At 73.6% G+C, this 24,110-nt stretch carries 20 protein-coding genes; 9 read left to right on the top strand and 11 right to left on the bottom strand.

Annotated features, from left to right (window positions below):
• Positions 1 to 292 precede the first annotated feature (292 nt).
• From ACX9I7_RS18780 to ACX9I7_RS18770, 3 genes are all read right to left on the bottom strand, one after another.
• Entirely contained in the window at positions 293 to 1,000 is a 708-nt protein-coding gene (locus tag ACX9I7_RS18780) for a TetR/AcrR family transcriptional regulator (RefSeq protein WP_387570899.1), read from the bottom strand.
• A 42-nt stretch (positions 1,001 to 1,042) separates the two neighbouring features.
• Positions 1,043 to 1,489 carry a hypothetical protein gene (locus ACX9I7_RS18775; protein ID WP_387570902.1) on the bottom strand — a complete coding sequence of 149 codons (447 nt, stop codon included), beginning with the start codon at positions 1,487 to 1,489 and terminating at the stop codon, positions 1,043 to 1,045.
• Positions 1,490 to 1,558: 69 nt separating this feature from the next.
• On the bottom strand, positions 1,559 to 3,319 hold the full coding sequence (locus ACX9I7_RS18770; protein WP_387570905.1) for a SpoIIE family protein phosphatase: 1,761 nt from the start codon (positions 3,317 to 3,319) through the stop codon (positions 1,559 to 1,561).
• A 417-nt stretch (positions 3,320 to 3,736) separates the two neighbouring features.
• Here ACX9I7_RS18770 and ACX9I7_RS18765 point away from each other — a divergent pair, with 417 nt between their 5' ends.
• A complete protein-coding gene (locus tag ACX9I7_RS18765) occupies positions 3,737 to 5,308 on the top strand; it encodes an FAD-dependent oxidoreductase (protein ID WP_459387969.1) in 1,572 nt (523 codons plus the stop codon).
• A 33-nt stretch (positions 5,309 to 5,341) separates the two neighbouring features.
• On the opposite strand, the gene ACX9I7_RS18760 is transcribed toward ACX9I7_RS18765, so the two are convergent.
• The 4 genes from ACX9I7_RS18760 to ACX9I7_RS18745 form a co-directional block, all read right to left on the bottom strand.
• Complete coding sequence (locus ACX9I7_RS18760) at positions 5,342 to 7,024, bottom strand: DUF885 domain-containing protein (RefSeq protein WP_459387968.1); 1,683 nt, start codon at positions 7,022 to 7,024, stop codon at positions 5,342 to 5,344.
• A 184-nt stretch (positions 7,025 to 7,208) separates the two neighbouring features.
• Entirely contained in the window at positions 7,209 to 7,994 is a 786-nt protein-coding gene (locus ACX9I7_RS18755; RefSeq protein ID WP_459387967.1) for a hypothetical protein, read from the bottom strand.
• 145 nt (positions 7,995 to 8,139) lie between these two features.
• Positions 8,140 to 9,777: a purple acid phosphatase family protein gene (locus ACX9I7_RS18750; protein ID WP_459387966.1), complete on the bottom strand. Its 1,638-nt coding sequence runs from the start codon at positions 9,775 to 9,777 to the stop codon at positions 8,140 to 8,142.
• 112 nt (positions 9,778 to 9,889) lie between these two features.
• Complete coding sequence (locus ACX9I7_RS18745; RefSeq protein ID WP_459387965.1) at positions 9,890 to 10,456, bottom strand: DJ-1/PfpI family protein; 567 nt, start codon at positions 10,454 to 10,456, stop codon at positions 9,890 to 9,892.
• A gap of 223 nt (positions 10,457 to 10,679) precedes the next feature.
• Here ACX9I7_RS18745 and ACX9I7_RS18740 point away from each other — a divergent pair, with 223 nt between their 5' ends.
• The 6 genes from ACX9I7_RS18740 to ACX9I7_RS18715 all read left to right on the top strand — a co-directional run bounded on the left by ACX9I7_RS18740 (position 10,680) and on the right by ACX9I7_RS18715 (position 17,038).
• The gene (locus ACX9I7_RS18740) at positions 10,680 to 11,351 is read left to right on the top strand and encodes a hypothetical protein (protein WP_459387964.1); all 672 of its coding nucleotides are present in this window, start codon (positions 10,680 to 10,682) and stop codon (positions 11,349 to 11,351) included.
• Positions 11,352 to 11,486: 135 nt separating this feature from the next.
• A complete protein-coding gene (locus ACX9I7_RS18735; RefSeq protein WP_459387963.1) occupies positions 11,487 to 12,551 on the top strand; it encodes a radical SAM protein in 1,065 nt (354 codons plus the stop codon).
• A gap of 28 nt (positions 12,552 to 12,579) precedes the next feature.
• Entirely contained in the window at positions 12,580 to 15,324 is a 2,745-nt protein-coding gene (gene lanL / locus ACX9I7_RS18730) for a class IV lanthionine synthetase LanL (RefSeq protein WP_459387962.1), read from the top strand.
• Between the two features lie 6 nt (positions 15,325 to 15,330).
• A complete protein-coding gene (locus tag ACX9I7_RS18725; protein WP_206279975.1) occupies positions 15,331 to 15,429 on the top strand; it encodes an ALQxL family class IV lanthipeptide in 99 nt (32 codons plus the stop codon).
• Between the two features lie 110 nt (positions 15,430 to 15,539).
• The gene (locus tag ACX9I7_RS18720; RefSeq protein WP_358626722.1) at positions 15,540 to 15,890 is read left to right on the top strand and encodes a DUF805 domain-containing protein; all 351 of its coding nucleotides are present in this window, start codon (positions 15,540 to 15,542) and stop codon (positions 15,888 to 15,890) included.
• Positions 15,891 to 15,958: 68 nt separating this feature from the next.
• Positions 15,959 to 17,038, top strand: a complete 1,080-nt coding sequence (locus ACX9I7_RS18715) for a polyprenyl synthetase family protein (RefSeq protein WP_459387961.1) — start codon at positions 15,959 to 15,961, stop codon at positions 17,036 to 17,038.
• Positions 17,039 to 17,040: 2 nt separating this feature from the next.
• Here the strand turns inward: ACX9I7_RS18715 and ACX9I7_RS18710 are convergent, their stop codons facing one another.
• The 4 genes from ACX9I7_RS18710 to ACX9I7_RS18695 all read right to left on the bottom strand — a co-directional run bounded on the left by ACX9I7_RS18710 (position 17,041) and on the right by ACX9I7_RS18695 (position 21,385).
• Positions 17,041 to 17,727: a DedA family protein gene (locus tag ACX9I7_RS18710; RefSeq protein WP_459387960.1), complete on the bottom strand. Its 687-nt coding sequence runs from the start codon at positions 17,725 to 17,727 to the stop codon at positions 17,041 to 17,043.
• Positions 17,728 to 17,857: 130 nt separating this feature from the next.
• Positions 17,858 to 18,916 carry a methyltransferase gene (locus ACX9I7_RS18705; protein ID WP_459387959.1) on the bottom strand — a complete coding sequence of 353 codons (1,059 nt, stop codon included), beginning with the start codon at positions 18,914 to 18,916 and terminating at the stop codon, positions 17,858 to 17,860.
• Positions 18,917 to 19,017: 101 nt separating this feature from the next.
• Positions 19,018 to 21,048: an APC family permease gene (locus ACX9I7_RS18700; protein ID WP_387570937.1), complete on the bottom strand. Its 2,031-nt coding sequence runs from the start codon at positions 21,046 to 21,048 to the stop codon at positions 19,018 to 19,020.
• Between the two features lie 103 nt (positions 21,049 to 21,151).
• Positions 21,152 to 21,385, bottom strand: coding sequence for a hypothetical protein (locus ACX9I7_RS18695; protein WP_126917688.1), 234 nt, complete (start codon positions 21,383 to 21,385; stop codon positions 21,152 to 21,154).
• A gap of 332 nt (positions 21,386 to 21,717) precedes the next feature.
• Here ACX9I7_RS18695 and ACX9I7_RS18690 point away from each other — a divergent pair, with 332 nt between their 5' ends.
• A complete protein-coding gene (locus tag ACX9I7_RS18690; protein ID WP_459387958.1) occupies positions 21,718 to 23,154 on the top strand; it encodes a WGR domain-containing protein in 1,437 nt (478 codons plus the stop codon).
• A gap of 184 nt (positions 23,155 to 23,338) precedes the next feature.
• Positions 23,339 to 24,022: a YoaK family protein gene (locus tag ACX9I7_RS18685; RefSeq protein WP_459387957.1), complete on the top strand. Its 684-nt coding sequence runs from the start codon at positions 23,339 to 23,341 to the stop codon at positions 24,020 to 24,022.
• Positions 24,023 to 24,110: the final 88 nt, after the last annotated feature.

The following is a 24,110-nucleotide window of genomic DNA, read 5'->3' as shown; positions in this document are numbered from 1 at the left end:
TGCTCAGACGTTTGCGGGCATGCGACAGCCCCCGGCGCTCCATCCCCGACCCGCGAATCTCGGTCGTCGCCTCGACTTCGCCATCGGTTCTGGGCCCCTCCGGGGGCCTAGCCAGTTGCCGAGATGGGGGTCACTCGGATCCAATGAACGTCTTCATCGGACGGTGCGGCTCTCACCGGTTGTCTGGTGTAATGGCAATTTTCCTCCCGCTATGTCCCGTGTCAAGGGTAGACCGACCGGTAACATCGGGAATGCCTGATCCGCCCGGATTCTCCGCGCCAGGGCGCGGTTCTCAGGCGCGGGCGGCGACCGTCCGGGCCATCCCCGGCAGGAAGTCCGTGAACAGCTCGTGCACCTCGTGCACCAGTGGCCGCAGCACCCGGAACCGGGCCAGCGACACGCCCCGGGCGGTCAGCCGGGCGCCCCGGACGGCCAGCCGGCGGCTGCGCTCGCCGCCGGGGGAGCGGTCGAAGACCCAGTACATGGTGAGCCCCATCTGGGCGAGCCACATCAGCTCCGGCAGCGCGTCGGCCAGCTCGGCCGGCACCTTCGCCCGGGATCCCGCCAGCACCTCGCGGTGAATGGCGATGGACGCCTCCCGGGCGTGCTCGGACTCGGAGGAGAAGGGGCTGAGGGGGCTGTCGGGATCGGCGGCGTTCTTGAAGAACTGCGCCGCGAACTCGTGGTACGGCGCGGCGACCTCCAGCCACGCCAGCAGTACTCCGGCCAGCCGCGCCTCCAGCTCGGTCTCCCGGTCCAGGACCTCGCGGACGGCGCTGCGGTGGTCGGCGCCGATCCGGTCGTAGAAGCCCTGGATCAGGTGCTCCTTGCCGGCGAAGTAGTAGTACGCGTTGCCGACGGAGACCCCGGCCTCCTTGGCGATGGCCCGCATCGTGGTCTTGTCGTAGCCGCGTTCCTGGAACAGTCTCAGGGCGGTCTCCAGGATCAGGGCGCGGGTCTGTTCGCTCTTGGGGGCTCGGGGCTCGTTCTCTGCTGGCACGGTCAGAGCCTAGTCGCGTGCCGGGAGGGGGTTCCGTCCGGCTCACTGCCCGGTCGGCGCGGCCCACGGGCCGTGCGGGACGGGGTAGCCGTGCGGGGCGACGGGCCACCCCTGCGGCGGGACCGGCGGGAGCTGCCCGCGGTCCGCCATGCCGCGGCGGCGGAACTTGTTGAGCGCGTACACATTGCCCAGGTGCATCACGCCGAGCACCAGCAGCACGACGCCGAGCTTGCGCGACAGGGTCTCGAACAGCTCCCGGGCGTTCGTGACGGCGGAGTCGTCCTGGAGGTAGAGCGCCACGAATCCCAGGTTGACGAGGTAGAAGCCCACCACCAGCAGATGGTTGACGGCTCCGGCGAGCTTCTCGTCCCCGTGGAGGACGTCGGCCAGGAAGGCCCGGCCGTTGCGGCTCAGCGTATGGGCGACCCAGATCGTGAGTCCCAGGCCGACCAGCAGGTAGATGGCGTACGCGACGACGGTGAGGTCCACGTCCCATGCCTTTCTTGAACGTGTTCAAAACTTTCTTGATCAGGACTGTAGACCTGTTTTTGAACGCGTTCAAGCCGGTGCTTCCGGCGGGTTCCGGCGCAGCCGCGCGGCGAGCAGGGCGATGTCGTCCTCGGCCGGGTCCTCGGCGAGACGGGACAGGAGCGTGTCGAGGACACCGTCCAGGGAGCCGGTCAGCGGCAGCCGGAGTCGCGTCAACGCGCGCAGCGACACGTCGATGTCCACCCCCCGCCGCTCCACCAGCCCGTCCGTGTACAGCAACAGGACGCTCCCGGGCGGCATGCGCACCGTGAGCGCCTCGTAGCCGCACAGCGCGGTGCCCAGCGGGGGACCGGCCGGTACGTCCAGCAACTCGCCCTCGCGGTCCGGACGCAGCAGCACGGGCGGCAGGTGCCCGGCGCGGGCGGCCGTGATCGTGCCCGCGCCGGGATCGATCAGCGCCAGCAGGCACGTGGCGACACGGTCGAGACCGATCCGGGCGGCGTCCCGGTCGGCCCGCTCCAGGATCGCGCCGGGCGACGCGCCGGACGTGCCGACGGTCCGCAGCAGCGAGCGGTACTGGCTCATGGCGACGGCCGCCGCGAAACCGTGGCCCATCACATCGCCCATCACCTGGAGGGTCCGCCCGTCGGGCAGCGCCAGCGAGTCGTACCAGTCGCCGCCGACGAGGGCGCTGCGGCCCGCCGGCAGATAGCGCGAGGCCGTCTCGACGTCCGGGTGCGGACTGCCGGGCTCGGAGAGCAGCGCGCGCTGCAACTCCAGGGCCATGGCGTGCTCGTGGGTGTAGCGACGGGCGTTGCTCACCGTCACCGCGGCCCGCGCGGCCAGCTCCCGCACCACCACGACGTCGTCCTCGGCGAACGGCGGCGATTCGCCCGCCCGCGACAGGATGAGCGTCCCCACCGGGTGCTGCGGCGCAGGCAGGGGCACCACCAGCAGGGAGTGGATCCCGGCCGCGCGGTAGGCCGTGACGCGGCCGGGGTCCGGGGCCATCCGCCGGAGCAGGTCGTCCGAGGCGAGGTTGCCCACCCACGGCTCGCCGGTGTCGAGGCACCGGCGGATCGCCGAGCCCCGCTGGACGTCCACGTGGTCGCCCGGCTCGCCGAACCGGGCCAGGTGCCGCATCAGTGGCGGCACCGCCGACAGGGCCATGCGGCGCAGCCGCAGCATGCCGGGCGCCGGGGGAGGCGTGCCGCCGGTCTCCTCCTCGGTGATCTCGACGCTCGCCGCGTCGGCCAGCGCCGGCACCAGGAAGTCGGCCAGCTCCCTGCACGTGGTCTCCACGTCGAGGGTGCTGCCGACGCGCGTGGCGGCCGTGTCGAGCAGCGCGAGCCGCTCATGGGCGGCCTCCAGCTCCGCCACGTACTGCCGCAGGCCGCTCACCTCCACGCCGATGCCGCACAGGCCCACGATCCGGCCCTCGTCCTCCAGCCGGTGGTAGACGGTCCGCCACTGCCGCTGCGCGTAGGAGGAGCGGGCGCGGGTGCGTCCCGTGACGGCGACCTCCCGGGGCACGCCGTCCGCGAGCACCTGCCGCAGGACGTCGTCGGGCCGCCGGAGTTCGGGCAGGACGTCGCCTACGGTACGGCCCAGGAACGCGGCCGCGGGTATGCCGGACATCCGCGCCATCGCCGGGTTGACGTAGAGGTAGCGCAGCCGGGTGTCGAGCACGAGGACGGAGGCCGCGGTGCCCTCCAGCACCTTCCGCAGCAGCCGGTGCTCGCGCGCCCGCGCCGCTTCCTCGTCCGCCCCGTGCGTCGGCCCCGCCTCGGCTGGGAAGAGCCACCGAGGAGGCGGCGTGTCAGCGGCCACCGTCTCCTCCTCGTCTCACCGGCCCGAGGCGGCCACCGTCCATGCTGGCCGCCGGGCCCGTGAGCCGCACGCGCGCCGGCCCGCCATCGGCCCCCGGCCGGCCGGCGCACCGGCGGCTGAGCCGCTTCGGGCCACGCCGGCCGGCCGCCGCCCGCACGCGGGCCGGGCGTTCCGGCGAACGGGTGAGAGGCGGTCTGGCACCCCGGGGCCCGTGGTCTCGGAGACATGGGCCGGCACCCGGGGCCGCCGGCCCCGAAGTACCGGCTGTCGCACGGGCCCCCATCCCGAAGGCGCGGACCCGACTGGGGGCGACGGCACGCCGACACGGCGGGCACGCACGTCACCCGGACGGCCGTATTCGGCGCCATTCGGCGCCCTCCCGCGCTTCGGGCGCCGTGACGCGGGCACCCGGGCGGCATGTCACGTCTTCCCGGCCCCGGCCCCCTTCCCCCCGGTGTCGCCGAGCCGTACTGGACGGCCACCACCGCCCCCAGCGTGCCCGGCGCCGGCGCCCTGGCGGCCGACCTCACCGTGGACGTCGCCGTCGTCGGCGGCGGCGCCACGGGGCTGAGCACCGCGTGGGAGCTGATCGAGGCCGGGCGCTCGGTCGTCGTGCTGGAGGCCGGGCGCCTCGCCGCCGGGAGCGCCGGCCGCGCCACCGCCCAGGTGACCGCGCTCCATCCCCTCGGCTACGCCGGGCTGGCCCGGACACGGGGCGAGGAGGCCGCGCGGCTGTGCGCCCGCTCCATGGCCGAGGCGGTCGACCGGGTCGGCGGGATCGCGGCGGCGCTGCGCGCCGACTGCGACCTGGAGCGGCTGCCCGCCCACGCCTACGCCACCGGCACGACCCGCCACGAGAACCTGCGGGCCGAGGCCGAGGCGGCCCGCGCCGCCGGGCTCGCCGCCTCGTACACCACGGACACCGGACTGCCCTTCACCGTCACCGGCGCCGTACGCGTCGAGGACCAGGCCCAGCTCCACCCGCGCCGCTACCTGCTCGCCCTCGCCCACGACATCCTGGCGCGCGGCGGCCGCGTCCACGAGAACACCCGGGTGACCGGACTCAAGGAGGGCACGCCCTGCCGGGTGACGACCGAGCACGGCCCCGTCGTCACCGCGGCGGACGTCGTCCTCGCCACCCACCACCCCGTCCTCGACCGCGGCCTGCTCCACACCCGCCTCTCGACGCGCCGCGAGCTCGCGGTGGCCGCCACACTGCCCGCCGGGGACGACCCCGGCGGCATGTACGTCACCCGGGAGGACGGCGGCCGGTCGGTGCGCACCGCCCCCTACGACGAGGAGCGCCGCCTGCTGATCGTCACGGGCGAGTGCTCGGCCCCCGGGGAGCCCGACGTGGCCCGCCGGTTCGACAGGCTCGTCCACTGGACCACCGAGCGCTTCCCGCGCGCCCGGATCCTCCACCACTGGACGGCCCAGGACCACGAATCCGCCGACGCCGTGCCGTTCGTCGGCCTCCGCCGCCCCGGCTCCGCGCACGCCTACGTCGCCACGGGGTTCGGCGGCTGGGGCCTGAGCGGCGCCGTCATGGCCGGCCGGCTCCTGACGGAGCTCGTCGTCGGACGGACGATCCCCTCGTGGGCCGGCCTGTACGACCCGTGGCGACCCGGCCGCGCGGTGCGCGGAGCACCCGCCGCGCTCCGGAACCAGGTGGCCTTCGGGCGCCGCTTCCTGACGGACCGCCTGCGCGCCGGCCGGGCGACCTCGGAGACGGACGTACCGCCCGGCGGCGGAGCCGTCGTCCGTGTCGGCGGCCACCGGTGCGCGGTCCACCGGCAGGAGGACGGCACCGTGCGCGCCGTCTCCGCGCGCTGTACCCACCGGGGCTGCCTGGTGGCGTTCAACGCCGTCGAACGGACCTGGGAATGCCCGTGCCACGGCTCCCGCTTCGCCCCCGACGGGGCCGTGCTCGACGGCCCCGCGATCCGGCCCCTGGAGATACGGGAGATCCCCGACGCCGACGACCGGTGACCCGACGGCGCGCCGGGCGGGACGCCGCCCGGCTCACAGCGCCGCGAGCTCGTGCTCCAGGTCGTCCAACCCCAGGGAACCCAGCGCGAGCGCCTTCATGTGCCACTCCTTCAGGGAGAACGCGGCACCCCGGCGGGCGCGGGCGGCCGCCCGGCCCCGCAGCCAGGCGCGCTCGCCCAGCTTGTAGCCGATGGCCTGGCCCGGCCTGCCCAGATAACGGGTGATCTCGCTCTCCACGTAGTCGGCGGAGTGGCCCGAGTGACGGCCGAGGAACTCCCGCCCCAGGCCCGGCGTCCAGCGCTCCCCGGGGTGGAACGGCGAGTGACGGGGGATCTCCAGCTCCAGGTGCATGCCGATGTCGATGACGACACGCACGGCACGCATCATCTGGGCGTCGAGATGGCCGAGCCGGTACGCCGGGTCCGTGAGGAACCCCAGCTCGTCCATGAGCCGTTCCGCGTACAGCGCCCAGCCCTCGGTGGTGGCACCGACCTTGCCCACCTTCGTCTGGTACCGGGACAGGCTCCCGGCGGCCAGCGTCCACTGGGCCAGCTGGAGGTGATGCCCCGGCACCCCTTCGTGGTACCACGTCGACACCAGGCCGTGGACGGGGAACCGGGTCCGGCCCAGCGTCGGGAGCCAGGTGCGTCCCGGGCGGGAGAAGTCCAGCGCGGGCTGGGTGTAGTACGGCGCGGCGGCACCGCCCGGGGGAGCGATGCGCGCCTCCACGCGCTTGACCTGCTCGGCCAGTTCGAAGTGCGTACCGTCCAGCGCCTCGATCGCCTCGGCCATCAGCTCCTGGAGCCACCGCCGGACCTCCTCGACGCCCTCGACGGCCCGTCCGTGCCGGTCCAGCCAGGACAGCGCCTCCCACGGCGACCCGGCGCCGGGCAGCACCTTCTCCGCCTCGGCGCGCATCTCCTCCCGCAGCCGGTGGAATTCGGCCCAGCCGTACGCGTACGCCTCGTCCAGGTCGAGGGCGGTCCCGCTCCAGAAGCGGGCGGCGCGTATGTACCGCTCGCGGCCCACCACGTCCGGGGCGCCCTCGACCGCGGCGGCGTATACGTCCCGGAACCAGTCCCGCGTCTCCGCCACGGCCGCCGTCGCCACCTCCGCGGCCGCCGCCAGCTCACCCCGCAGGGTCTCGGGGCCGTCGGCGGTGAACACGGCGAACCCCCCGGTGGCCAGCCACTCCGTCAGCTGGACGACGGTGGTGGCCACTTGCCGGGGAGCGGCGGGCAGCCCCCGCCCCACGCCCTCGGCGAGCGAGGCGCGGTAGCCCTCCAGCGTGCCGGGCACCGCCCGCAGCCGTTGGGCCAGCGCGGCCCAGTCGTCCTCGGTGCCGGTGGGCATGAGCGCGAAGACCTTGCGGACGCGGTGCAGCGGCGAGGAGATGTTGTCGACCCGGCGCAGCTCCTCGCCCGCCTCGTACTCGTCGAGCCCGGCGGTCAGCCGCTCGCGCAGCAGCCTCGCGCAGAGCCGCTCCACCCCCCGGTCCGCGCCCGGGAGGGCCTCGGCCGCGGTCAGCCGCGCCAGGGTGGCGCGGGCGAGGGCGGCCATCGTGTCGTGCCCGTCGGGGGAGAGGTCCGGGAGCCGTCCCGAGCTCAGCGGGTCGCCCATGAACGTACCGACGATCGGGTCGAGCCGGACGAGGGCGTCCACGTATCCGTCGGCGACCTGCCGGGGAAGCGACGCGTCCATGGTTGCATCGGTCATACCGGCTCCCGGAGTCACCCGGCGGCGCGCCTCGCCGCTCGACTACTCACCCTGCCCAGTCGTCAGGGCGGTGACGCGCGGCCACCGGAGCACCGCGTGGTTTCCCGCCAGTCGCTCCCGCGTGCCCGGACGCGCGCGGGACGGCGCCGGAGCCCTCGGGCTCCGGCGCCGGCGGCCGGGGCGGCTAGACCCCCGCCGTGACGCCCTCACCGGTCGCTGCGGAGACGGCTTCCGGAGCGACGGCGGCGGCGGTGCCGGGTGCCGTGTAGAACACCGACTTCTGCTGCCGTTCGCGCTCGACGTCCCCCGTCGAGACGAGGGACTCCAGCGCGTTGCGCACCACCTGGGTGCTGGCGGCGCGCTCGGGGTGCGCCTCCTCCAGCTCCTTGGTGACCTCGCCGGCCGTGCGCGGCTCGTGGTGCCGGGCCAGGAGCCCCAGGACGAGGTCCCGGCGCGTGGGCCCGGTCCTCCGGCCGTTCGCCGCCGACTTCTCGGCGGCCTTCGCCTCCGGCTCGGGGGCGGACTTGGCGCGCGCCGCCTTCGCCTTGCGGGCGCGCTGACCGGCGGCGGCCTTCTTCGCCCGGCGCGGCCGGGGCACGGCCTGCGGGGCGGCTTCGGGCGCCGGGGCGTTGCCCTCGGCACCCTCGGCCGGCGATTCGGCCTGGGCGCCGTCGGCGGGGACGTCGGCCTGAGTGCCGGCCTCGGCGTCGGCCTGAAGGGTGGCCGGGGTGCCGGCCGTCGGCCCGGCCTCGGCGGGCCGCTCGTCCCGCCCCGTGCCCGGGGCCGAGGTGACCGCGCCCCGCATCGTGGACAGCCACGCGGCCTCGGTCTCCAACCGCTCCAGGCGTGCCCGCAGTTCCGCGATGCTCGAGCGGATCGCCTCCCGCTCCTTGGTGTTGTTCTCCAGGTCGGCGGCGAACCGCGCCGCGTACCGCTCCTGGATGTTGGTGTCGCCGGATTCGTCGGTCACTGCAGCTCGCTCTCCTCGTAGCCGGTGTTGCTGCGGGATGTTACTCAGCCCGACCAGCCCGCGAGCGGGGTTGACCGAGGTACACCCCCTTTTTCCGGCACGATGGTGTCACCCTTGACGGTTCTTCACCATGGCGCGGCCGGTATCAGGCCCGGTGGGCGTCGGAGCGCGACCGTTCCAGGGTGAAGGTGTCGACCGGGGTGAGGTCGCCGTGGGGCCCGCCGAAGGTGTAGTACGTGACCCGGATGCGGGTCCGGCCCTCGTGGCGGTCGCCCGGGTCGACGTCGAAGGCCGCGAACCCGTGGGTGTACTTGTGGTCCCGCACGGCGGACCAGGGAGCGTCCTCGGTGATGTACACCGGCTCCTTGTGACCGGAGGACGTCACCTTGTCGCTCAGGCCCATGATGACCCGGGCCTGCGGGGTGTCGAACATGTCGTCCTGCGTGGTGGCGATGTTCCCGCCCGCGCCGATGACCATGTGGACGGTCCCCTTGCCGGTGTCGATCACGTCGGTCCGGGTCGACACGGGGATGGGGGTGCGCGCGTCGTTCGGGAGCGTGCCGCGCAGGGGGTGCGAGCGCTCGTAGTGGTGCTCGTGACCGCAGACGACCAGGTCGACGCCGTACTGGTCGAACAGCGGGCCCCACGCCTCGCGGATCCCCAGGTCGCTGCCCGCCGACCGGGTGCTGGAGATCATCGGCTGGTGCATGCACACCACGATCCAGTCGACGCCGCGGTCGGCGCGCGCCGCCTTCAACTCGCGCTCCAGCCAGCGGCGCTGGGCGCCCCCGGAGTAGCCGTGGATGTAGGTGTCGCCGCCGTCCTGGAGCGCCACCTCGTCGTTGGCGAGGCTGATGAAGCGCACCGCGCCGACGGTGAACGCGTACCACATGCCCCGGGTCTCCTCGTCCGAGGCGGCGGACGAGCCCGGCAGCGAGAAGTACGTCTGGTAGCCGGCGGCGCCGATGGGCCCGTTGCCCTTCTCGTTCTCGTGGTTGCCCGCGCACGGCATCCAGGGGCGCAGCCGGGTGGAGCGGCTGTTGTTGATGAACCAGTCCGCCCACGTCGCCGGCCGGCTCGTGCCCCACGCGCCGGCGACGGACGCGTAACAGAGGTCGCCGTTGATCAGGTTGAACAGCGGGGCGACCCGCTCCACGGCGGAGACGATGTCCGCGGACGCCGGCGAGCCGACCTGGCTGCTGGAGTACAGCGGGAAGCGGTTGACGGGCGAGGGGACGCCGTCGGGGAGGTGGATGACCCGGCGGAGGTTGGGGGTCGCCTGGTCACCGAAACTGGTGAAGGTGAAGGCGCTGCGGCCGCGCGGCGCGGTGGTGAAGGACCCGGTCTCCGGGGTCGCGCCGTCGTGGCCGGCCGTGTACAGGTAGGTGGTCGCCGGGCGGAGGCCGGTGATCCGAGCGTGGTGGACGTACACCTCCTCCTTCGACAGGCCGTCCCGGTACGTCCTCGTCTCGGCCTCGGCCACCCGCCCGTGCCCGCCGTCGGGCGAACCGAGCCGCACCTGCGGCCGGCGCACGGACTGCGGAGTGATCCAGGAGACGGTCATCTCGGTGGCGGGATCGGTGCCGAACTGGAGATGCACCCCCAGCACGCCGGGTGCCCCCAGCCGGTGCGGCCTGGACTGCAACAGCGGGCCGCTGGAGGGCTGTCCGGCGGGAGCCGCCGCCGGGGCCTGCGCGGCGGCGGCCTCCCCGGCGGCACCGACGACCGAGGCCGCCGCCGCGGCGGAGGAACCCTTGAGCACGGATCTGCGACTGACCGCCATGGAACGCCCTTTTCCGGTGGGGAGGTTGTGGGAGAAGGGCACTGTAGGCGATCGGCACCGGACCAAACCGTGATCGTGATCACGACAAAACGGGGAATGTACCCGTCCGTTGTCAGGACTTGACGGGAGCCTGCGCGCGCAGCAGCTCGACGAAGGCGCGCATCCACGCCGGGTGATCGGGCCACGCCCGGGCGGAGACGAGGTTGCCGTCCACCACGGCCTCCGCGTCCACGAACGTGCCGCCCGCCAGCCGCACCTCGGGCGCGCAGGCCGGATACGCGGCCGTACGACGCCCGTCGAGCACCCCGGCCGCCGCCAGGGCCAGCGCGCCGTGGCAGATCTGCGCGACGGGCTTGGCGGCGGTGAAGAAGTGCCGCACGATCCGCAGGAAGTCCTCGTCCAGCCGCAGATACTCGGGCGCCCGGCCACCGGGGATCACCAGGGCCGCGTACCCGTCCGCGTCCACGTCCGCGAACGCGACGTCGGCGTTCCAGGTATGCCCGGGCTTCTCGGTGTACGTGTCGAAGCCGTCCGCGAAGTCGTGCACCACGAACTGGAGCTTCTTCACGGACGGCGCGGCGATGTCCACCTCGTACCCCTCCTCCAGCAGCCGCTGGTAGGGGTAGAGGACCTCCAGGTCCTCGGCGGCGTCGCCGGTGACGATCAGGACCTTGGGCATGAGGTGCTCCTTCGGCTCGCGGTTCGCGTGGGACGGCCGGGTATGCCTACCCGGCCGCGCCGACGGGGACGCCTGGGGGAGGGGACCCGAACCCGCTTAGCACGCAGTGCCAAAGGTGGCTCATATTTCCGTAGGCGGGGATGTGTGCGGCATATGCGGCGCATAGCGTCGGTGACTCCGGACCCGTCGAGGGACGGGCCCGCTACCCCAGGGGGTGGGGATCGTGTCACCGCGTCATGCCGGCTCCGGCAGGAATCCGTTCCGTATATCCGCTCGTAAATCCGCGACCGCGGGGATGGTCCCCGCGCTCGTCCTGGTGTGCGCCGCGACGGCGACGGCCGACGACGGCTCCGCCCTGTGGGGCGCCCACTACCAGGGCACCGCCAAGGTGGCCCTGAACGTCTACGACTACTGCGGCTCGGGCAACTCCCGCAGGCTCGCCGGGTCCCGGACGTACGCCATGCCCGCCACGCTCGACTTCGGCAAGCCGGTGCAGGGCGGCGGGCCGACGGAGGGGAATCCGTTCTCGCTCGCGCTCTCCGTCGGGGACCCCTCACAGCAAGGGGCGATGACCTTCAAGTCCGCTCAGGCGTACAACGTCTCCTCTGGGCAGGCCCTGCTGACCTACTGGAAGCTGCAATGGGACGGCAGCAAGATCGAGGGCAGTCTGACCGACGACCACACACGTGAGGCCGCCGCCCTCAACCTCGTCAACTGGCCCACACCACTGGTGCCCTGCCGCCCCGAACTGGGCCCCCTGCCCAATGGCTATCCCCACCCGATGAGCACCGGAACCGCCATCGCCGGCCAGATCACCAAGAGCGGCGCGGCCCTGGCCGCCAAGGGGTCCACCGGCGACCTGGACTTCGAGCTCCAGTTCAACGGCAACGCCTGACCGCGCCGACCGGGCCGGGCCGGCCAACCGGCCCGGCCCGGTCCGCTCAGCGGAACGACGGTCGCCGGCCGTCGCCCCCGCCGCTACGTTCGATCCCGTCCACACCCACACGCCCCCATGGGACGGGAGTGCCCGGTGAAGGAAAACAGCGGCGGCGGCCCCACGGACATCATCTGGGAGATCACCTACGCATGCCCCCTGCGGTGCACGCACTGCTACTCGGAGTCCGGCAGACGGCCGTCCCGGCACCTCAAGGGCGAGCGGCTCCTGGAGCTGACCGACGCCCTGATCGCCCTGCGCCCCCGGAACGTCGTCCTGGCGGGCGGCGAACCCCTCGTGGTGAACGGCGTCCTCGACGTCGCCCGGCGCTTCACGGACGCCGGTGTGCGGGCCGCCCTCTACACCAGCGGCTGGAACGTCGACCGGGCGAAGGCCGAAGCGATCCTGACGACCTTTCAGCGCGTCGCCGTGAGCCTCGACGGCACCACGCCCGAGGTCCACAACCGCGTCCGCGGCCGCGACCGCTCCTTCGACCGGGCCATGAACGCCCTGCGCTTCCTGGACGAGGCATCCCGCGAGCTCACCGCCCGAGGCGTCGCCCACGGCACGTTCGGCGTCGACTGTTCCGTGATGCGGAGCAACCTCGACCAGCTCGACGAGTTCTGCACCCGGATCGCCCCGCTCTTCCCCGCGATGCGCACCCTCGTCTTCGGCCTGACCGTACCCGGAGGGCTCGCCAGTCGCGAGGAGTTCGCCGAGCACGAACTCCTCGACGACGAGCAGGTCGCCCGGCTGACCAGCCGGGAGCGCACCCGGCACCTCCGCTCCCTCGCCCCCGCCGGGCTGAGCGTCATGGTCGACGACAACATGCGGCTGCTCATGCGCCCCGACGACATCGCCGCCAACGGCGTCCCGCCCGTCCTCCAGGTGGAACCGGACGGGGACGTCCGCGCCATGTCGTCCTACCTGGGCACCGTCGCCAACGTGTTGCGCGACGCCCCGGAGACCATCTGGGAGCGCGTGGCGGCGCGGTGCGCCGACCCCTTCGTCGTCGAGGCGCTCGGCGGCGTCCGCACCATGCGGGACTGGGCGGCGGCCGCCCGCAGCCTGGACCTGCGCTTCGGCACACCGGCCGACCGGGCCAGGATCGCCGCCCGGACCGCGACCGACCTGCCGGCCCGCCTCCAGGCCCGGTCCTGAGCCCCGGCGCCGGCGGAGGAACCCGACGATGGCGCACACGACGACGGCGCACACGACGACGGGAACGGGCGAACGCGCGGACACCACGCTCCAGGACCGCGTCCGGACCGTCCTCGCCGCCCACCGGCTCGACGACTGGCACCTGAGACCCGGCGCCTTCTGGTGCTCCGTCACACCACCCGACGCGGCCACCCGCGTCCAGGGCTGGAAACTCCACCTATCCGCCACCCCGCTGTCCGCCGGGGCGGTGCTGACACGGGCGGCCGACGTACTGGCACGCCACCGGTGCGCGTACAAGTTCGCCGCCACACCCGCCCGGGTGGCGGAACTGTGTTCGCGCGCCGCCGACCGCGCGGGCGGCGGCAAGTTCCTCACCGTCTACCCCGAGGACGACGGCCCCCGCCTGCGCGCCCTGGCCGCCGAACTGCACGACGCCACTCGGGGGCTGGCCGGGCCCGGCATCCTCTCCGACCGCCCCTACCGCCCCGGCAGCCTCGTGCACTACCGCTACGGCGCCCACCGAGGGGTGACCGTCCTCGCCGACGACGCCACCCGCACGGCCATGCTCAGGGCCCCCGACGGCTCGCTGCGCCGCGACCGCCGCACCGCGTGGTTCGCCCCGCCCGACTGGGCACCCCCCGACCCCTTCACCGAGCCCACCGAACCCACCGGTCCCGGTGGGGGCGCCGCGCCCGGGCCCGTCCTCCTCGGCGGCCGCTACGTCGTCGAGGACGTGATCCGGCACGCCTTCACCGGCGGGGTCTACCGGGCCACCGACCGGCACACCGGCGCGTCCGTCGTCGTCAAACAGGCCCGCCCCCACACGGACGCCACCCTCGCCGGCCGCGACATCCGCGACACGCGGCGCCACGAGGCGGCCATGCTGGAGGAGTTCGCCGCAAGCGGCCTCACACCCCGCCCCGTCGCCCTCTTCGAACAGCAGGGGGACCTCTTCCTCGTCCTGGAGGACCTCCCCGGCGTCACCCTCCGCCTCTGGGTCGCGGACCGGCTGACCACCGGCGACGCCGACCGGGGCCTGCCCCACGACCTCGTCGTGCGCCTGGCCCTCCGCCTGGTGGACCTCGTCGCGTACGCGCACGGCAAGGGCTACGTACTCCGCGACCTCAACCCCGGCAACCTCCTGGTCACCGAGGACGACGAACTCCGCCTCATCGACCTGGAACTCCTCGTCCGCCACCGCGAACCCATCACGCGGGCCCACACCCCGGGCTACGCCGCCCCCGAGCAGCGCGCCGCCCCGCCCGGCGCCACCAGCTCCTTCGCCTCCGACCTCTACAGCCTCGGCGCCACCCTCTTCCACCTCGTCACCGGCGCGGACCCGCTCCTGGCCCCCGACGAACCGCCCCTGCGCACGGACCGGCAGCGGCTGGGGGAGTGGCTCGGCCACCTGCGCCGGGACGACCCCACGGCGCGCCGCCTCACCCCGCTCGTCCTCGCCCTGCTGCGCACCGACCCCGCCCGGCGCCCCGCCCTCGAGGACGTCCGCCGCGCCCTCACCGGACGGGCGACCCGACCGACGGCCCCGGCGCCGCGACCGGACCTGGCCCCGCTCACCGACGGCTGTCTGGAGCACCTCCTCGCGACCATGGACCCGGGCGACACGGAGCGGCTCTGGCCGCCGTCGCCCTACGGCGCGACGAGCGACGCCTTCAACGTCCAGCACGGCGCCGCCGGAGTCCTCGGCGTCCTGGCACGCGCCTGCCGCGCCGGCTCCGGCCCGGCCCGTGAGGCCACCGCCACGGCCGCCGCGTGGATCACCCGCTACGTCGGGCGCGAGCCGCGCGTCCTGCCCGGCCTGTACTTCGGCCGTTCCGGCACCGCGTGGGCCCTCCTCGACGCCGCCGAGGCCCTGGACGACCGGGCCCTGGCCGATACCGCGGCGGCGCTCGCCCGCCGCGTGCCCCTCGCGTGGCCCAACCCCGACGTCTGCCACGGCACCGCCGGCGCGGCCCTGACCCAGCTCCGCTTCTGGGAGGCCACCGGAGCCGGCGACTTCCTCGACCGGGCCCGCGCGGCCGCCGCCGCGCTGGCCGCGGCGGCCACCCGCCGCGCCGGGCGTCTGCTCTGGCCCGTACCGCCCGGCTGCCTGTCGGACCCCGCCGAGGTCGTCCACTACGGCTTCGCCCACGGCGCCGCCGGCGTCGGCGCGTGCCTGCTCGCCGTGGGCCTGGCCACCGGGGACGGCGACCACCTCGCGCACGCCGACGCCGCCGCCCGCACCCTCCTCGCCGCCGCCGACGTGACCGACGGCGCCGCGTACTGGCCCACCGGGCCCTCCGGCGGGCCCCGCCGGACCACCTGGTGCGGCGGATCGTCCGGCATCGGCACGTTCCTGCTGCGCATGTGGAGCGCGAGCGGCGACACCGCGTACCTCGACGCGGCCGTGCGGGCGGCGCTCGCGGTCCACCGCTCGCGTCGGCAGGCGGGCACCGCCCAGTGCCACGGCCTCGCGGGCGACGGGGAGTTCCTCCTCGACCTCGCCGAGGCGTGCGGCGAACAGCGCTACCGCGACTGGGCCGAGGACCTCGCCGGGTGTCTCCACGCCCGGCACACCCTGCGGGCCGGGCGCGTCCTCGCCCCCGACGAGACCGGCACGTCGGTCCACGCCGACTACGGCACCGGGCTCGCCGGCGTGCTCGCCTTCCTGCTGCGGCTACGGGACGGGGGTCCCCGCCTGTGGCTGCCCCGAACGCTCACCGGCGCGGGCACGACGGCCGGGCGAGCACCTATCGCTTCGCGCGGAAGGAGGTGACAAGAGATGACGCATGATGTGACCGCCCTCCAGATGCTGGAGGCCGAGCCGACCGAGGCCGCCTTCTGGCCGTGCACGGACACCGTCGTGACCGAGGAGGAGTGAGCAGCCGGGCGCCCCGGCAGCGCCATTGACCAACCCCCCGGGGCGCCCTACGTTCGGCATGAGTGCCCGGTCGTCGAGGACCGGGCCCGTCGCGCTTCCAGGGGGACAAAGTGCACTGGTACGTGGACGTGCTCAAGCGATACGCGACGTTCAGCGGGCGGGCGCGCCGCCCGGAGTTCTGGATGTTCACCCTGATCAACTTCATCATCGGCATCCTGCTGTCCATCGTCGACTCCGCGCTCGGCACGAGCCCCGTCCTCGGGCTCCTCTACAGCCTCGCCGTGCTCCTGCCCGGCCTCGCCGTCGCCGCCCGCCGGCTGCACGACACCGACCGCTCCGCCTGGTGGCTGCTGCTCAGCTTGATCCCCTTCGTCGGAACCATCGTCCTGCTGGTCTTCCTGGCCAGTGACAGCAAGCCGCACGACAACGCCTACGGGCCGTACGTCCCCGCCACCGCCTGACCCCCACCGGGCCCGGCCCGGCCGGACGAGTGCGGGGCCACGCCCCGCACTCGCGGACAATGTCGTCCATGAACGACACCGCCACGGCCACCGCCCTCGAACGCGTCGCCGGACACCGGCACCGGTTCAACGCCCGTTTCGAGACGTACTTCGACTCCCTGGCGGCCGACCTCGGCACCCCCGCGCGGAGCCGCTTCACCCCCCGCTGCCTGGAACTCCTGCGCGACCTCTCCCTGCGCGGCGGCAAACGCCTGCGCGTCGCCCTCCTCCACGAGGCCGCCCGGCTGGTCACCACCGACGACGTGCCCGGCCTGGACGAGGCCGCCCTCAGCATCGAGCTGCTCCAGATCCACGGGCTGATCCACGACGACATCATCGACGACGCCCCCGTCCGCCGCGGCGGCCCCTCGACGTACTACGCCTACCGCGAGGAGTTCCCCCGGCACGAACAGACCGCCCTGGGCCTTGCCGTCCTGGCCGGCGACCTCGCCGCCTTCCTGTCCCTGCGCGTCCTCCTCGACGCCGACGTCCCCGCCGAGCTGCGCCAGGCCATGCTGCGGGTGCAGACGGACGCGGCGGCGGACACGGTCACCGGCCAGATCCTCGACCTGGAACGGGACTTCGTGCCGCTCCCCGACGAGGAGCTCCTGCACACCGTCACCGACTACAAGACCACCCGCTACTCCATCCTCGCGCCCCTGAGGCTGGGCCTCCTGGCCGCGGGCGAGGACCCCGCCCGCCACGACGGGCGGCTGCGCCGCTACGCGACGCTGGTCGGCATCTACGAACAGATGCGCGACGACTACCTGGACCTGTTCGGCGACGAGAGCGTCGTCGGCAAGCCTTCGGGCTCCGACCTCCGCGCCGGCCGCCGCAGCTACGCCCTCAGCGCCGTCCTGGCCGCCGCCACCGACGACGAACGGACCGTCGTCGAATCCGCGCTGGGCGACCCCCACGGCACGGCCGCGACCATCGACCGCGTCCGCGAGATCGCCCGGCACCGGGGCGTCGAGGACAGGCTCCGTTCGGACATGCGCCGCTACGCCGAGGAAGCCTCCGCCGAGGCCGCCTCATGGCACCACTGGCGGGAGGAGGCCGTGACCTTCTTCGCCCGTCTGCCGCTGTGGAGCGTGGAACGCGTGCTCTGACGCTACCGGCTCTCCGCCTCGCTCTCCTGCCGCGCCGCCGTCCGGCGGGACCGGTACAGCTCGGCCGCGACCGGCACGAGCGACACGCCGACGATCACGGCGACGGCGGGGAGGAGGTAGTGGTCGACGTTCGGGATGGACGAACCGAGGGCGTAGCCGCCCAGGATCAGCCCCGCCGTCCACAGCAGGCCGCCCGTCACCTGCCACACGGTGAAGGTGCGCGCGGGCACCCGCAGGGCGCCCGCCATGGGGTTGAGCACCGTGCGCACCACGGGCACGAAACGGGCCAGCACGATGGCCTTCGCGTACCCGTAGCGCTGGAGGAGGGCCTCCGCCCGCTCCGCCCCCTCGCGCAGGCGCGCCGAGCGGCCGCGCGCGAGCAGGGCACCGCCCGCCTTCCGCCCCAGCAGATAGCCGCACTGCGACCCGGCGAGCGCGCCCACGGCGGCCGAGATCAGCAGGGGCACGAGCGCCAGCCGCACGCCCGTGCCCGAGGCCCCCGTGCACAGCAGGCCCGCCGTGAACAGCAGCGAGTCGCCGGGCAGGAAGAACCCGATCAGCAGCCCCGTCTCGGCGAAGAGCACGATGCCGACCCCGAGCACTCCGAAGGCGGTGAGGAGCGACTGGGCGTCGAGGACGTTGACGGCCAGCGGCGAGGCCGTCACGAGTGAGAAGGGGGACAACGTCACGGGCCCTTTCCAGAGGACGAGCGGGCACGGCGGACCACTGCGCCCCGGCAGATCAAGCATGCTGACAAACGCGGTGACTGTCTACCGCGGTGTAGACGTTTCCGTCCTCCAGGCGGTCGCCCGGGTCGTGTCAGACCGGCGTGGCCTCGATGAGCCGGTACCTGATCGGGTGGGGGAGCGGGGTGATGGCGCGGAGGGCGAAACCGGCCGCGTCGCACAGCGCGGAGAAGTCGTCCGCGGTCCGCTCGCGTCCGCCGACGTTCACCATCATGTTGAGGTCGGTGAGGTAAGGAAAGACGGAGCCGTCGTCGGGCACGGTGGCCGGCAGGACCGGCTCGACCAGCAGCAGGGCGCCGTCGTCGGGGACGACCGCGCGGATGTGCCGCAGGATGGTCGCGCACCGCTCGTCGTCCCAGTCGTGGATGACGCTCTTGAGGAGGTAGAGGTCGCCGCCCGCCGGGACCGAGGCGAAGAAGTCACCGGTCTCCAGGGTGACGCGGTCGGTGAGGCCCTCGCGGGCGAAGCGGTCGGCGGCCTGCGCGAGGCCCTCGGCGCTGTCGTGGACGACGCCGCGCGGCCCGGGGTGGGCGCGCAGGACGGCGGCGAGGAGGGTCCCGTCACCGCCGCCGACGTCGACGACGGTGCCGAACCGGCCGAAGTCGTAGTGGTGGGGGATGGCGTCGGCGGCCATCCGGGTGGCCTGACTCATCGCGGCGTTGAACTCGGCGGAGAGCTCCGGGTGCTTCTTGAGGTGCCCGAAGAAGTCCGTACCGAAGACGGTGTCGAAGGTGGGCCGTTCCGTCCGCACGCTCTCGTCCAGGAGGTCCCAGCCGCGGAGCATCGCGGGGTCGGTGAACATCCGGGCCACGGACAGCAGGGAGCCGGGGGTGCCGGACCGCAGCAGGTCGCCCGCCGGAGTGGTCGTGAAGGTGCCCGGCGCGCTCTCGGAGAGGAGCCGCAGGGCCGCCAGCGCGCGCAGCAGCCGGTACGTGGCCCGCGGCCGGGTGCCGAGCGCCTCGGCGAGGGAGTCGGCCGTGCGTGCGCCGTCGCCGATCAGGTCGAAGACCCCCAGCCGGGTCGCGGCGCCCAGGGTCTGGGCCGCCATCTGGCCGAAGGCCAGACCCATCACGATGCCGTGGTGCTCCTCGTCCGCCGCCGTGCGCTGTCCGTGGTCGTCCGGCTCGCTCATGCCGCCCCCTCCGTCGTGTTCACGTTCGCCAACTTTTTAGGTGAGCCTAAGTCGGCGCTCGCGCGGTGGCAACGGCATTGATCCGAAAGGGATTTGAGGAATCAGGTGCTCCGGTGGTGGTGCTGGTGGGCGGGGGCGGGTTCGCCGCGACGGGTGGCGCCGGGCGCGCGGCGGGCGGGGTGGTCGGCGCGACCGGCCGAGGTGAGCTGCCAGGGCACGCTGGTGACCATGACGCCGGGGGTGAACAGCAGCCTGCTCTTGAGCCAGAGCGCGGACTGGTTGTGCAGCAGGTGCTCCCACCAGTGCCCCACGACGTACTCGGGGATGAACACCCCGACCACGTCGCGCGGGCTCTCGCGCCGGAGGGAGCGGACGTACTCGACGACGGGCCGGGTGATCTCGCGGTACGGGGAGGCGAGCACCTTCAGGGGCACGTCGGTGCCGAGTGCCTCCCACTGCTGTTCGAGGGACTTCGTCTCGTCCCGGTCCACCGAGACGGTCAAAGCCTCCAGCCGGTCCGCCCTGAAGGCGCGGGCGTAGGCCAGGGCACGCAGGGTCGGCTTGTGGAGGGTGGAGACCAGGACGATGCCCAGGACCCGGGAGGGCCGGGTGAGTTCACCGCGCGGATCGGTGACGGCGAGCTCCGCGGCGACGGCGTCGTAGTGGCGGCGGATGCCCCGCATCATCACCCACAGCACGATCGCGGCGACGACGGCCAGCCAGGCGCCCTGGACGAACTTGGTGGCCAGCACGATGACGAGGACGAGCCCGGTGACGACGGCGCCGGACGCGTTGATGACCCGGGCCGCCTGCCCGCGCCGGCGCCGCACGGGGTCGGTCTCCTCGCGCAGTTCACGGTTCCAGTGCCGGACCATGCCGGTCTGGGAGAGGGTGAAGGAGGTGAAGACGCCCAGGATGTAGAGGTGGATCAGGCTGGTGACGTCCGCGCGGTAGAACCACAGCAGCAGCCCCGCGGCCAGGGCCAGCGCGATGATGCCGTTGGAGAACGCGAGCCGGTCGCCGCGGTTGTGCAACTGGCGCGGCAGGTAGCGGTGCTGGGCCAGGATCGACGCCAGCAGCGGGAAGCCGTTGAAGGCGGTGTTCGCGGCCAGGATCAGCACCAGCGCGGTGGCGGCCTGCACGACGTAGAAGCCGACGCTGTGCTCCCCGCCGAACACGGCGGCGGCGAGCTGGGCGATCACGGTGCGCTGCGTGTACGAGCCGCAGGCGCCGGGCAGGCCGGTGAGCCGGCATGGGTCGTCGGTGATGCGCACCTTGGTGATCAGCGCCAGCGCGGTGACCCCCACGAACATGGTCACCGCGATGACGCCCATGACGCTCATCGTGGTGGCCGCGTTCCTCGACTTGGGCTTGCGGAAGGCCGGTACGCCGTTGGAGATCGCCTCCACGCCGGTCAGCGCCGTGCAACCGCTGGAGAAGGCCCGCAGGCACAGCATGACCAGCGCGAAGCCCGCCAGCCCCGCGTCCCGGGGGTCGGCGGTGACGCCGAACCCGGCGCTCTCGGACACCGGGGGACGGCCCACCGCGTAGCGGAACAGTCCGGTGACCACCATGATCAGCACGGCGGTGATGAAGAGGTACGTGGGCGCCGCGAAGGCCTGCCCGGACTCGCGCATCCCCCGCAGGTTCACCCCCGTGAGCAGCGCGACGAACCCGACCGCCATCAGCACCCGGTACTCCGCCAGCTCGGGCACGGCCGAGATGGTGTTGTCGACCCCGGACGCCACGGACACCGCGACCGTCATCACGTAGTCGACCAGCAGCGACGCGGCGACCACCAGACCGGCCGAATCCCCGAGGTTCGTCGAGACCACCTCGTAGGAGCCGCCACCGCTCGGATAGGCGTGCACCACCTGGCGGTAGGAGAGCACCACCACCGCCATCAGCGCCACCACCGCGGCCGCGATCCACGGCGTGAAGTGGAGGTACGCCATGCCGCCGAGGGTGAGGACGAGGAGGATCTCCTGGGTGGCGTAGGCCACGGAGGACAGCGGGTCGGAGGCGAAGATGGGCAGGGCGAGCCGCTTGGGCAGCAACGTCTCGTGCAGTTCCTCGCTGCGCATGGCCCGGCCGATCGCCAGCCGCTTCAGGAGCCCCGTCATCTTGACCATGGCGAGAGCCTAAGTCTTGTGTGACCGTAATACGGCGATATGGGGGCTGCGCGCGGCGTGGCCGCCTCCGGCGTGGTCCCGGCCTCCGCCGGGGGTGCGGAACCTAGCGGCGGCTGTAGGCCAGGAGCAGCACGACGGCGACCAGCGTCACGATCAGCGTGCTCGCGGAGGGCCACGACCCCGGGTCGGTGGCGCCCTCGATCCTGTCGCCGTCGGGGGCCCCGCCCCCGTGCGCGTCCCTGCGGTGCTGGTCCCGCTCCACTTCGGCCTGGTGCTTCGTGGAGACCTCGTCCCAGGTGATACCGCATTTGTCGCACCGGTACTTGTACACGGACACAGTGCCTCCCCCTTTCCGACGCGCTGCCGCGTCATCGCCGGGAATCCGTGGGGTTCCCGAACCCTAGTGCGGGCTCCGTGGGGCCTGGAAGGCGATCGGGTGGTCTTCGCCCGATCGAGGGAGAACCCGTAACGGGACGGTGGGGGAGGTGAGCCTGAAGCGTCCACGGAGGCTCGCGCAGCGCGCCCATGCGTCGCGCCCGTGCGTCGCCCCCCGTGCGTCGAGCTTTGTGGGCCGGGCCTCGCGGGCCGGGTCGATTGTCAGTGGTCGGCCCTAGCGTTTCTCCCAGCTGACAGCCGGTCACCGTGACCGGCGGGGAGAGGGGCCGAGCCATGTCCGGAACCAGGACGACCACCTACCTGGAGCTGTCCCAGGAGGGCGGCGGGGCACACAAGTTCTACGAGGTGACGGTCGACGCGACGACCGTCACGGTCCGCTACGGACGCATCGGTGCCGCCGGCCAGACCCAGACTTCCACCTTCCCCAGCACCGAGCGGGCCCGGGCCGCCGCGGCGAAGAAGGTCGGCGAGAAGGTCCGCAAGGGCTACGCCCCGGCCGTGCCCGGCGGCCGCGCCGCCCGCCCGGTGACCCGCCGCCAGGTCGCCTCCGCGCCCTCCACCGCCCGGGCCGTGGCGCCGGTGCTGTGGCGGTTCCGCACGGGCGCCCCGGCGTTCGGCATCCACATCGACGAGGACCGCTGCTGGGTCGGCAACCAGGACGGCGACGTGTACACCCTCGGCCACGACGGCGAGGTCCTCGCCCGCTACCGGCTCCCCGACGGCGTCAAGTGCCTCGTCGCGGACGACTTCTGGATCTACGCGGGCTGCGACGACGGCACCGTCTACGACCTCTCCGCCAAACTGCCCTTCGCCGCCTACCGGATCGCCTCCGACGTCGACATCTTCTGGCTCGACATCCACGAGGGCGTCCTCAACGTCGCCGACCGCGACGGCGGGCTGACCGTCATCGACCACGAGGACGAGTACCAGTGGTCGCGCAAGAGCCGCGGCGGCCACGCCTGGATGGTCCGCCGCGACGCGCGCGCCGTCTACCACGGCCACAGCGCCGGCGTCACGGCCTACGCCCAGGACGGCGGCGGCGAGCTGTGGCACACCCCCACCACGGGCGCCGTGCTCTTCGGCTGGCAGGAGGACCACGCCGTCTACGCGGGCACCAACCGCACCGTCGTCCAGCGCCTGGCCAAGACCGACGGCGCCATAGAGGCCACCTACGCCTGCGACTCGGCGGTCTACTCCTGCGCGACCGCCCCGGACGGCCGCTACGTCTTCGCCGGCGACTCGTCCTCGTCCGTCTACTGCTTCGCCGCGGACGGCACACGGCTGTGGAAGCTCGGCACGGGCAGCGGCTCGGCCCTGTCCATGCAGTACCTCGACGAGAACCTGTACATGGTCACCACCGACGGCTCCCTGGTGTGCGTCGACGCGAGCGAGACGGCCATCGCGGCGGCCCAGTCCGGCACCGTGCCCACGCCCCTCGACATCAAGTCGGCCGCCGCCCTGCCGACGTACGCGCCCGCCACCACGGTCCAGAGCGTGTCGGCGGTGCCCGCCGGCGGCATCGTCGTCGAATGCGTCCAGCAGGGCGGCAGGCTGCGCGTCCACGTGGTCTCCGACGGCTACGACCCCACGTGGAACGTCCAGTTCCCGCGCTCCGTACGGCTGCCGGGCGCCCGCTACGTCGTCGAGGAGCTCTCGCCCGCGTCGGGCGGGTTCTACCGGGTCCGGGGCGAGATCAAGCGCGTCCTGTGACGGCTGGGGGCCCGGCTGACGGCAGACGACGGACGACAGACGGCTGAGGCTGACGGCCTGATCGCGCCGCCGGGGGATGAGCCGGGAACCCCGGCCCGGCTCCGCTATCGTGCTCGGCGCGAGCGGAGCGCGTGCCTCCGCCGGGTGCGCACCGCACCGCACGGGCTCCGGCCGAGGACACCGCATGGCGAAGACGAAGATGTTGCACCGGGCCGCCGAGCGGCTCTTCCCGGACGACACCAACCGGTACGGCGCCCTGCCCGCCCTCCTCGTCCTGCTGACGGTCGTCAGCGGAATCGTCGACGCCGTGAGCTTCCTCGGACTGGGCCATGTCTTCGTCGCCAACATGACGGGGAACGTCGTCTTCCTCGGCTTCGCCCTGGCCGGCGCCCCGGACCTGTCGGCCCGCCACTCCCTGCTGGCCGTCGGCTCCTTCGTCGCGGGAGCATGGGCGACCGGACGCGCGGCCGGCCGCATCACGGCGAAGGGACGGCTGTTCGTCTCCGTCACCGCCGCCCACACCACGCTCGTCGGCGCGGCGCTCGCCGTGGTCCTCACGACCGGGCACCGCGGTGGCGAGGTACAGGCAGCGCTCATCGCACTTCTCGGCGGTGGCATGGGGATGCAGAACGCTGTCGTCCGCAGGATCGCCGTGCCCGACCTGAAGACCACCGTCCTCACCTTCACGATCACCGGCCTCGCCGACGACCCGTTCGGCGCCCCCAGGGTGCGCCGTCTCGCCTCCCTCGCGGCGATGTTCACGGGCGCCCTGTGCGGCGCCGCCCTCCACCTCGGCCCCGGGCCCGCCGCCGCGCTGGCGGCGGCGACGGCGTTGCTGGCCTCGGTCACGGTGGCCGCGCTGACCTGACGACGGGTCGGGCGCCCCGGCGCACGAGTGCCTGAACGGGCCGCGCATCATGAGTGCGTGCACACGAAAACAGCAGGTCGTAGCGTAT

Source organism: Streptomyces sp. L500, from assembly GCF_054551825.1.
The sequence above is the reverse complement of the archived record's forward strand: the minus strand, read 5'-3'. Positions and strand labels throughout refer to the sequence as shown.

Bases quoted from the DNA above. Each gene is read 5' to 3' on its own strand.
- ACX9I7_RS18725 (WP_206279975.1), top strand. From the start codon at position 15,331: ATGACGCATGATGTGACCGCCCTCCAGATGCTGGAGGCCGAGCCGACC.
- ACX9I7_RS18760 (WP_459387968.1), bottom strand. From the start codon at position 7,024: ATGACCGATGCAACCATGGACGCGTCGCTTCCCCGGCAGGTCGCCGAC.
- ACX9I7_RS18700 (WP_387570937.1), bottom strand. From the start codon at position 21,048: ATGGTCAAGATGACGGGGCTCCTGAAGCGGCTGGCGATCGGCCGGGCC.
- ACX9I7_RS18745 (WP_459387965.1), bottom strand. From the start codon at position 10,456: ATGCCCAAGGTCCTGATCGTCACCGGCGACGCCGCCGAGGACCTGGAG.
- ACX9I7_RS18685 (WP_459387957.1), top strand. From the start codon at position 23,339: ATGGCGAAGACGAAGATGTTGCACCGGGCCGCCGAGCGGCTCTTCCCG.
- ACX9I7_RS18715 (WP_459387961.1), top strand. From the start codon at position 15,959: ATGAACGACACCGCCACGGCCACCGCCCTCGAACGCGTCGCCGGACAC.
- ACX9I7_RS18750 (WP_459387966.1), bottom strand. From the start codon at position 9,777: ATGGCGGTCAGTCGCAGATCCGTGCTCAAGGGTTCCTCCGCCGCGGCG.
- ACX9I7_RS18765 (WP_459387969.1), top strand. From the start codon at position 3,737: ATGTCACGTCTTCCCGGCCCCGGCCCCCTTCCCCCCGGTGTCGCCGAG.
- ACX9I7_RS18705 (WP_459387959.1), bottom strand. From the start codon at position 18,916: ATGAGCGAGCCGGACGACCACGGACAGCGCACGGCGGCGGACGAGGAG.
- lanL (WP_459387962.1), top strand. From the start codon at position 12,580: ATGGCGCACACGACGACGGCGCACACGACGACGGGAACGGGCGAACGC.
- ACX9I7_RS18690 (WP_459387958.1), top strand. From the start codon at position 21,718: ATGTCCGGAACCAGGACGACCACCTACCTGGAGCTGTCCCAGGAGGGC.